Source organism: Acidiphilium sp. 34-64-41, from assembly GCF_002282635.1.
GTDB lineage: Bacteria > Pseudomonadota > Alphaproteobacteria > Acetobacterales > Acetobacteraceae > Acidiphilium > Acidiphilium rubrum.
The window spans coordinates 1-6,433 of sequence record NZ_NCJX01000124.1; the positions used below are offsets into that span (position 1 = coordinate 1).

5 protein-coding genes are annotated in these 6,433 nt (G+C 51.6%); 1 reads left to right on the top strand and 4 read right to left on the bottom strand.

What is annotated here, in order from left to right; genetic code table 11:
- Positions 1-81: 81 nt before the first annotated feature.
- Positions 82-753 (bottom strand): hypothetical protein, encoded by a 672-nt coding sequence (locus B7X49_RS17375; RefSeq protein WP_286705266.1) that lies wholly within the window; start codon positions 751-753, stop codon positions 82-84.
- On the bottom strand, positions 750-1,016 hold the full coding sequence (locus tag B7X49_RS17380) for a hypothetical protein (protein ID WP_286705267.1): 267 nt from the start codon (positions 1,014-1,016) through the stop codon (positions 750-752). Before B7X49_RS17380 ends, B7X49_RS17375 begins: the two co-directional genes overlap by 4 nt.
- A 178-nt stretch (positions 1,017-1,194) precedes the next feature.
- On the opposite strand from B7X49_RS17380, the gene mobF reads away from it, so the two are divergent.
- Entirely contained in the window at positions 1,195-4,296 is a 3,102-nt protein-coding gene (gene mobF, locus B7X49_RS17385; protein WP_286705268.1) for a MobF family relaxase, read from the top strand.
- 310 nt (positions 4,297-4,606) lie between these two features.
- Here the strand turns inward: mobF and B7X49_RS17390 are convergent, their stop codons facing one another.
- Positions 4,607-5,071, bottom strand: coding sequence for a hypothetical protein (locus tag B7X49_RS17390; RefSeq protein ID WP_286705269.1), 465 nt, complete (start codon positions 5,069-5,071; stop codon positions 4,607-4,609).
- Positions 5,072-6,298 (bottom strand): helix-turn-helix domain-containing protein, encoded by a 1,227-nt coding sequence (locus B7X49_RS17395; protein ID WP_408735586.1) that lies wholly within the window; start codon positions 6,296-6,298, stop codon positions 5,072-5,074.
- Positions 6,299-6,433 lie beyond the last annotated feature (135 nt).

The window sequence follows — 6,433 nt, forward strand, 5'->3', positions numbered from 1 at the left end:
CGCGGGCGGCGCCGAGGCGCCAACCTATGCCCAGCTTTATTCGGGAGCATGGGTCCACCCCACATGTAGTGGGTGTCTGACTTAACCGGATAGGCACGAAAAAATCGTCTCTTTTTCGCGATCATAGCCAGCCGGATTTTCATCGTCAGCTCGATCGACTGAACTGGACGGAGGCAACCAGGACGCCAAACCGGCCGCGGTGGCATGCGCGATACGGTTCAAGATATAGCCTGACTCGCCATTCATCTCGTCGCCTTCGGCCCCAAGAGAATCAATCATCATCTCGATTTCCGAGACATCGACTGGCCGCAGCCATGGGTCAGAGCCGTTCGGGCATTCAAGAATCGCAACTTGCCCCATGGATCGCCATAATGTTCTATACTGCGACAAGGCGGCGCAAATCGACCGAACGCCCGAGATCATTGCGCCTCGTCGGATTTTTCCGTCACCGCGATAAAGCATGCCCATCGAGGTCGGCAGACGATCGGTCCATGTCGTCATCGCGCCAATTTTCTTGAGCGTGGATTCGATGTCACTGCGAGCGGTCGTGATCTGCGAACTAATATAAACCGCCCGATAAAAAGCCGTTTGTACGATTTTCGATAAATCGTTGATATCGGCCGGAGATGGCAAAAGTGAGACAACGACATCGGCCGCGCGATCAGTCTCAGACACACCAACTCGCAAAACCGGCATTTGGCCGATCGGCGCGGTGATGTGATAGATTGTCAGCGGATTGATTTGCTTGATCATTTCGATTTTTTCGGACGTTTTGGTTTTGGCGGAATACCGAGCACGTCTCTGAGCAAAGATGGGCTAATTTGACAGCCCATCGCTTTCATCTCGCCTATAATTTCCGATCTGGTCCAGCCTGAGGCGATCAACGCTTTAATGTCGTCAACATGCGGCGCGATCGCCGCACGACGACTGCGCTGTTTTGGCTGTTTCGACTTCAGACTTGCGATCGCTTTAGCAATCGCAATTTCATCATTCTGGTTTTCATAAACAGTTGTCATGTCGATTATTATAATCGTCATCCATGAGTCACGCTATATTTTTTTATAATTATTTTTGTCAATCAATACGATCGAAGCCGCTTTTTTAGCGTCGATCATATCGTCATCGTGTCAGCATATTATTTTTCACACCTGACGCACCCTTGTGCAGAGAACGTGTTATACTGCCCTCGCTATGATGAAGTGCCATCCGATTTCTTCGATCGAATATCTGACACAATCGCAAAAATCGATTGGACCTGTCACGGCATACTATACCGACAGTTCGATGGAACCAGCCGGCCGCTGGTGGTGTCCAAATAATTGGATTCGGGCTGATGGCGACATTGCAGATTCAAAGAGCGTGGCAAGATTGGCGCAAGGGCGACATCCCGTCACCGGCAAGGCAATGGTTACAGGAAAAGGCGAACAGAAGCGGGCAGGGTTCGATCTGACCTTCAGCAGCCCAAAATCGTTTTCGATTTTATGGGCCGTCAGTTCGCAGCAAGATCGCAGACGGCTTGAGGCGATGTTGATGGACTCGATTCGAGACACCATGGAACAAATTGCCAGCGAGGGCCTGATCGAGGCTCGCAGAGGGAAAGGTGGCAAGACACGAGAAGCGATCAAAAGCCCGATCGCAGCGATATACCTCCACCGGACATCCAGAGAAGGCGACCCACAGCTTCATGGTCACAGCGCGCTTATGAACTTTGCGATGCGTGAAGACGGCACGTTCGGCGCAGTCAACAACGAGCGCATTTTAAAGGAGCAAATGCGGCTTGGCGCAGCCTTTAGACTCAGGCTGGCTGAGCGGCTTGAAGCGGCTGGTGTGCCGGTTATAGCTGACCTAGACCATGGCTTTAGGATCAGAGGTGACAATCCGAAGTTGCTTAACGTGTTCTCGAAGCGCAGAAAAACGATCACCGCAGAATTGAAAAAACAAGGCATCGATCGGACAAAAGGCCATGCTGAAGCTGCCGACTTGGCCTCGTTGGCGACGCGAGGCAAAAAAGACGATCTGCCGTCACCGGCGGATCTTGCAAAACGATGGGCCAAGGAAATTCAGGCGGCCGGCTACCAAACGGGCGATTCATGGAGCCGTATGGACGGCCCGCAAATCGAACGATCGATCCAAACAGAGCACACGGCGGCTAAGCAGATCGTCGCTGATGCAATCGACGAGATTTCAAAGAAACAGAGCCTGTTCGAGCGGCGCGAAATCGAAGCATTGGCGCTGGTTATGGCGGTTGGCCGTTCCAGCAGCGCGGCCATCCAGACTGCGGTCGACGCAGCCATGACCGACGCTAACGTCGTCTACACGAAGAGGGACGAACTATTTACAACAAACGGGATCATTCGAGAAGAACGTGAAATCGCGCAGATCGCGCGTTCACGCCAGAACGAGGCAAGATCCGGTTTCAGCACAGCCGCGACAAACCTTGCGCTGAATGATGATAAATTTTCAGACGAGCAACGCGCGGCGATCAAACACGCTTTGTCACCACATGGCGTTGTCGTCGTCGAAGGAGGCCCAGGCGTTGGCAAAACAACATGCAGTGCAGCAATATTAAAGGCATGTGTGCAAGATAAACGGCGTCTAATTTTAGCTGCGCCATCTTGGACGGCCGCAGAGATTCTGAAAACTGAATTGAAATGTAATGCATCATATTTCGCAGTTGATAAATTATTATATGAATTGAAGTCCGGTACACTTGCTTTCCACCACAACGATTTAATTCTTATTGATGAAGCTGGTATGTGCAGCAACAGTCAGATCGCGGCGCTGATGCGATATGCGGCAAAGTCAGGGGCGAGCGTCAGGCTGCAGGGTGACAGCCATCAGATTGCATCGGTATCGCGCGGCGACCCGTTGTCGCTGATCGGCAGGGCGATCGGTGGCGCTGAAATAAGGACAATTCGGCGGCAAAAAATCGAGTGGATGCGTGCGGCGTCGATGGCGGCACAGAAAGGCAATATCAAAACTGCGTTCGAAGCGTACGCAAACAATGATGCAGTCACGATCGCAACCGATGCCGACGAAGCCATCGAAACGGCCGCTACGATTTTTAGAGAGTCGAAAGGCGAGGCCGTCGCAATCGCGGCAACAAACTCGACCGTTGCGGCATTGAACGCGAGATTGCGAATGGACGCCGCGACAATCGGGCTTCTAACCGGCCCCCAAATCACAATGAAAGCTATTCCGCGCGGTCAAAAGAACCCGAAGACTGCAGAGGCGGTCGATTTACCATTGAGAGCCGGCGATCGACTGATCATGGGCGCAGAGGCAAAAATCGGTGACTTGACTTTACGAAACGCGGCACGGCTGACAATACGAAGGATCGATCAAAACGGCATGATCGTACTGGCGATCGGAGAAAATCGTGAGATATCCACAACACTATCGGAAATTCAACGGTCAGGACGCGAAGGTAGTGCGCCTATCATGCAACATGCCTACGCAACCACGATTAATGCGGCGCAGGGCGCAACGTGGAGCAAGACAATTTGGCTTGCCGGGAAGGAAGATTCGAGATCAGCGCTTGTCGCTATGACAAGACACACGTCGACGCTCGATATCGTCATTGATAAAGCCAGCGTTCCAAGATCTTTCGATGCGGAAATCATGCTGGATCGAACGGGAATGTCTGATCCTTCAGAATCCATCGATGAGCGGACGGACGAACAAATCATCAGGACGACCGGCAAGTGCATGGAAAAAATATTGCGACCCCGGAACGCGAGCGATATTCTGGGCCTACCCGCACAAGGCCAAACAATCCCTAGGAAAGCAAGAATGTCCGAATCTCAAATCAGACCCGACTTTACCCAGCTTTTGCCGAAACGGCACGGTTTCAGACGCGACCAAATGCCTGATGCCCCGCCAGGTACAACGATCGTGCCGGCAAAGACGCCGGCCGAAGGTGCGGAAACTGAGGCGTTCAAGATGCTACTGAAACAAATCCGGGACGGCCAAGACGAAGCAGCTGCCAAGGCGCAGCAGAGAAGCAGACACGACGCGGATGCGAACATTGACACAGCCGCCGCCGACCGGCGCCGCTTCGACGCATGGATTGGCAACGACGACGACACTGACGGAGGCGCGGCGACGATGCCGCAGGACCAGAAACCGCGGCGTTCGTCGATACTGGATACATTGTTCAACACCGACACCGAAGAGGCCCCGCCAGGGAAGCCTCAGACGCCGTTTCAGCCAACATGGCGGCCGCCAGCACGACCAGCGCCGGCGCATACGACCGGCACCGACGACGACTACGACAACTCCGCGCCGGGCATGTGATGTCGCCCAGCACCCCCGTTTGCTCTGCTTCGCCGCCGCCCTCGGGGACCGCGATTCCTCGGGAGGCGGCGCGCAGACATATAAAATGGGCCGGACAGATATCATGCTGCTTTTGCCTTCAAAACCGATATGACAGCATAGCTGCCTTTTCGGGCAAAACATGCTCTACCTATAGTCCCCCGAAGGGGGCCGAGCGTAGCGAGGGGGCGGTGTGGGCGCCCAGCCCACGGCTATCCTCAATTTCTTGCTTGTTTAGGGGGGCGCGGGGGGGGGATTTGCGATAACGATGACAATATGATGAACTGTAGACTCATCTAAGGTCAGCCATTTCACGACAAAGATTTGCAAGCGAAATCCTCATTTCTTCGTCGTCGATTTTTCGATCACCGAAAGCCGTAGGAATCATGGACGGAATTCGGTTCGGTCTTATGATGAATTCTGTAACCTCTCGTTCTAAAAATTCAGGTAGCCAATTATAGAGGATTGCAAAAAGATTCGATCTGATTTTTTTATAATCCTTTGAAATCAAATCATCTATCTTCCAGCCTTGCGCGTGAAAATAATTCAAACGTTTTTTTAAATGCAGAATTATTTTCCGTCTTTCAACGATTGGGGGCCAATTTCTGATGTCCTCATTAAATTCATAGCAAAATTGGCTTGTATAAAACTCAAAATTCTCCAGAATTTCGGCAATTAAAATTAATTGCAATTTCGTTTCAGCGATAATTTGATTCCGAATTTCTAAAATTCGGCCTGTCCGATTTCTCTTTCCCATTTAATTAATTCCTGGGAATTTTTGACGCCAGCGATATAATGTCTTTGGGTCTATTCCAAATTTTTTCGTGATTTCATCAATCGACTCGCCTTGTAAAAACGAGCAGACGGCCTCGTATCGGCGATCGTCGCGATGGGATGCTTCGACATCCCGGCGAGATCGAGAACGTCGATTTTTTTCATTTTGATCGATCAGACATGACATTTCAATCATTTCGTCTGGTTCGATTTTCAGCCAGTCAATTAATGTATCTTTTCTAAATCTATATTTTGGATCGATCGATTTACCCGACCATTCTGTGCGTTCGCCGAATGCAGACCTGGTCGCACGATCAACGACGCTGTGAAGATAATGCCCGGTTTCGATCCAGCTCTGGTCTATACCCCAGCCGATGGCGATTGCGGCGATTTCATCGGTAATCTCGCCTGGTCTGCACATCCATGCGATGTGAACGGACGCAATAAAAATCCAAATGTCGCGTTGACCTTTTGGAACTACACCGCCCCATCGTGAATCGGCCAAACGTTGCATGTCGGCGATGACGCCGCATGACCAAGACGACCGATCAAAGCGTCGGACGGCCTGAGATATGTTTTTCGAGGCGGCGGCGCGGCGGGCCTCGCGTTTTTGTCGCAGTTCTGCGAGTTCCACACGACTGAACGGCAGAATTTCGTTCGCCAAATCGCCAAATCGATAACTAAGGCCAGAATCATAAATGATACCAACGCGGCCACATTCGGTCGATCCGAATTTTGGGATCACTCGGCTGTTTATCGATCCGGGTATGCGGAGCACTCTCGTCGAGTCAACAGATCGCTGATCGGCGCCAAACTCAGCGTATTTCCGAACAAGCGTTTTATTGATTGCCTCGATCGTCGTTGCCGCGGCGGCTGGCACGATAGAGTCGAAGGCCCAAATTCCATAAATTCCTCGCCCAGACGAAATGATCGATGTCGGTCTTACGCCGCCATCATTATCTATCCGATCGAGTAGAAGTTCGGCTGTTCGTTCGGGCTCCAGATCTCTCAAATCCGGTATATTATATGTGTCGAGATCGATCCAAGCATGAGACATCGCAGCAACATTGACTTTTCGTCGTTGTGGTCTTTTGAAAAAAGACTGGCTTACATACCGATCGGGTTTGCCGGAATTTTTTTGATTGGCATGCAGCCATTCCCGTCTGCGATGGGCCTCTTCGTGCCAGCCGTTTTCTGCTGATGCGATGATGAAAGAAAAATCGCTGTTTGGTAGATGTCTAAGTTGTTGGCTCTTGTGGCGTTAGCTGTTGATATTGGCTACGAGGGTCTGGTTTGATGTGAGGAGACGATCCATGGACGTGGCAGATTTCGAATCCTGGCTCGG